The 2,939-nt window shown below is 46.6% G+C and carries 3 protein-coding genes and 1 pseudogene; 2 read left to right on the top strand and 2 right to left on the bottom strand.

What is annotated here, in order from left to right:
* Window positions 1-180 precede the first annotated feature (180 nt).
* Both gmhB and KDK17_RS08550 read left to right on the top strand, forming a co-directional pair.
* Window positions 181-741 carry a D-glycero-beta-D-manno-heptose 1,7-bisphosphate 7-phosphatase gene (gene gmhB, locus KDK17_RS08555; protein WP_257275077.1) on the top strand — a complete coding sequence of 187 codons (561 nt, stop codon included), beginning with the start codon at window positions 181-183 and terminating at the stop codon, window positions 739-741.
* A 16-nt stretch (window positions 742-757) separates the two neighbouring features.
* Window positions 758-1,498: a 1-acyl-sn-glycerol-3-phosphate acyltransferase gene (locus tag KDK17_RS08550; protein WP_257275076.1), complete on the top strand. Its 741-nt coding sequence runs from the start codon at window positions 758-760 to the stop codon at window positions 1,496-1,498.
* 61 nt (window positions 1,499-1,559) lie between these two features.
* Here KDK17_RS08550 and lpcA read toward each other — a convergent pair whose 3' ends face one another.
* Both lpcA and gyrB read right to left on the bottom strand, forming a co-directional pair.
* Window positions 1,560-2,141, bottom strand: coding sequence for a D-sedoheptulose 7-phosphate isomerase (gene lpcA, locus KDK17_RS08545; protein ID WP_257281912.1), 582 nt, complete (start codon window positions 2,139-2,141; stop codon window positions 1,560-1,562).
* A gap of 142 nt (window positions 2,142-2,283) precedes the next feature.
* Window positions 2,284-2,939 (bottom strand): annotated as a pseudogene (gene gyrB, locus KDK17_RS08540) (DNA gyrase subunit B); the annotation flags it as partial.

The raw sequence follows: 2,939 nt of genomic DNA, 5'->3' as shown, positions 1-2,939 counted from the left end.
CCTGTTAGGTGACTAACGGGAATCTCGCTCCTTCAGGGGCGAGAGGATGTCAACACACTGGATTTGATAGCTTATGACTGGTTCTACTCTCGGAACTGAATCACTGAGCCAGCTTTCATCAATTCGAGCAAAAACCAATATTTTCCAATGTTTCAGGTATCAAACCTGCTTTCTGAAATTATGAGCAAACTGATCATTCTTGACCGCGACGGAGTCATTAATAAAGACTCTGACCACTACATTCGTTCGGTAGATGAGTGGATTCCTCTGCCTGGCAGCATTGAAGCTATAGCCAGGCTCAGCAGGGCAGGGTATTCCATCGCCATTGCAACCAACCAGTCGGGCCTTGCCAGAGGTTACTTTACTGAAGAAACCCTCAAGGCCATGCATCAAAAAATGCTCGATCTGGTGGTTTCAGAAGGTGGCAAGATTGACTGCATTCAATACTGTCCCCATGGCCCTGACGATCAATGTTGTTGCAGAAAGCCTCTTCCGGGGATGATTGAACAGATCGAAGAAACTCTAAACATTCCTGCATCATCTGCCTGGGTCGTCGGGGACTCTCTAAGAGATCTTGAGGCAGGGCAAGCAGTGGGATGTAAGGTAGCTCTGGTAAAAACCGGCAAGGGCGTCAGAACGCTAAATAAAGGGGAAGGTCTTGATAATGTGCCAGTGTTTGAAGACTTGGCCGCTTTTACTCGCTTCATTATCGGACAGTCACAGATCAGTCTTCAAGGATAAACACAATAGGTTTTAAATGTCACTCGTCGTTCAATCCATAAGAACAGCTTTATTTTATTTCCTGCTGACCATTTTTACTGTTTTCTGGTCCATGGTAATGGTTTTTGTTGCTCCTCTCGTTCCCATGAACAGACGCCACAACATACTGGTGAAGTACTGGGCGATTATCGCTATGGGACTGGCCAGATTTATCTGTGGGATAAAGTATGAAGTACATGGAAAAGAAAACATTACTGACATCCCATGCGTCATGATCAGTAATCACCAAAGCACTTGGGAAACGTTTTTCCTGCAGACGCTCTTTAGCCCTCAGGCTCCGGTTCTTAAGAAAGAGCTATTGAAAATTCCATTCTTTGGCTGGGCCATCAGACTCATTAAACCTATCGCCATTAATCGTAATGATCCAAGGGCCGCATTAAACGATGTAGTAGAACAGGGTACTTCAGCTTTGCACGACGGTCGTTGGGTTTTGATTTTTCCAGAAGGTACTCGTAATCCTAATGGCCAGCTAGGCAAGTTCTCAAGAGGCGGTGTCAATCTGGCACGAAAGGCTGGGGTTAATGTACTGCCCATTGCCCATAATGCCGCTGCTTGCTGGCCTATGAACAGTTTTCTAAAAAAGCCCGGGACCATTCAGCTTCATATAGGAACAGTCATAGAAACCAAAGACAGGACGGCGCTGGAGATTAATAATGAAGCTCGGGACTGGATTTCCAATACACTGGATAACATGAATGGGAAATCGGAAGGGGCTTAAGCTCAGACATCATTCATCACCGGATAACAGGTGATGAAGATGTTGGCTTGCCATCAAATCACTAAGAGGAAGCCATGTACTTCTCGATCAGTTGAATCATGATATGAATGGCTTTGATGTGAATTTCCTGGATTCGGTCAGCGTATCCGAAGTGGGGCACCCTGATCTCTACATCCGCCAGACCTTCCATTTTTCCACCATCCTTACCCGTCAGAAGAATCACTTTCATCCCTTTTTTCCGGGCCGCTTCAACCGCTTTCAGGATATTGACAGAGTTACCACTGGTACTGAGCCCGAACAGGACATCGCCCTCAAAGCCAACGCCTTCCAGATAACGCGAGAACACATACTCATAACCGTAATCATTGGAGACACAAGAGAGGTGACTGACATCAGAGATGGCAATCGCCGGGTAAGCAGGACGGTTATCACGATAGCGGCCAGTCAGTTCTTCAGCAAAGTGCATAGCATCGCAATGAGAGCCTCCGTTACCACAGGAAATAACCTTTCCACCCTGCTTAAAGGCCTCGGCCAGCAGGCTCGCAGCACGATCTATAGCATCAATACAGGTTTCATCATTAAGAAAGCGCTCCAGAAGCTGTTGGGCTTCTTCGAGTTCTGCACGAATTACTGAATGGTACATGTCTGTCAACTGTTGAATCGGAGGCCTCAAGTATACTGCTGATGTATCAACGGTGCAGCATAACTTTATTTGCCCGAAAGAGGGTTAATTGATTGCGCTCAGAGCCGCTTTGTCTAAGGACCCTGAGTGCAACTATGGGGTATTAAATATCAAGGTTAGCCACGTTCAAAGCATTAGACTCAATAAAGTCTCTACGAGGCTCAACCTGATCTCCCATCAGTGTATTGAAGATCTGGTCAGCAGCAATAGCATCTTCAATGGTCACCTTAAGCATCCTTCGCACGTCCGGATCCATCGTGGTTTCCCAAAGCTGCTCGGGGTTCATCTCACCCAGACCTTTATAGCGCTGAATGTTGTGACGTTTGGTAGACTCTGACATCAGCCAATCCAGACCTTCCTCAAAGGTTTCTACCGCCTTTTTCCGCTCACCTTTCTGGATGAATGCGGACTCTTCCAGTAATCCCTGTAGCTTGGCTCCGAGACTTTTGATCGAACCGTAATCACCCGAGCCAAAGAAGTCGACATTCCAGGTGTATTCGGTCGGCACACCATGGGAAACGATGGTAACTTTGGGCAACCACACCTGATGCTCGCGATCTTCAAACAGCTCAAAACTCATCTCGCGGCCAGCTAACTTCAGCTCCTGAATGCGTACATTCAGGGTGTCCAGCCAAGACATCATTTTTGTCTGATCTTTTAAGTCTTCTTCGGAAACGGCATCCAGATAAATCATCTCTTTCATGACTTCAGAAGGATAAATTCGAGACAGACGTTCGATAGTTGCAATAACCTTTCTGT

Origin of the sequence: Endozoicomonas sp. SESOKO2 (genome assembly GCF_024606245.1) — a bacterium.
Lineage (GTDB): Bacteria > Pseudomonadota > Gammaproteobacteria > Pseudomonadales > Endozoicomonadaceae > Endozoicomonas_A.
The sequence above is the reverse complement of the archived record's forward strand: the minus strand, read 5'-3'. Positions and strand labels throughout refer to the sequence as shown.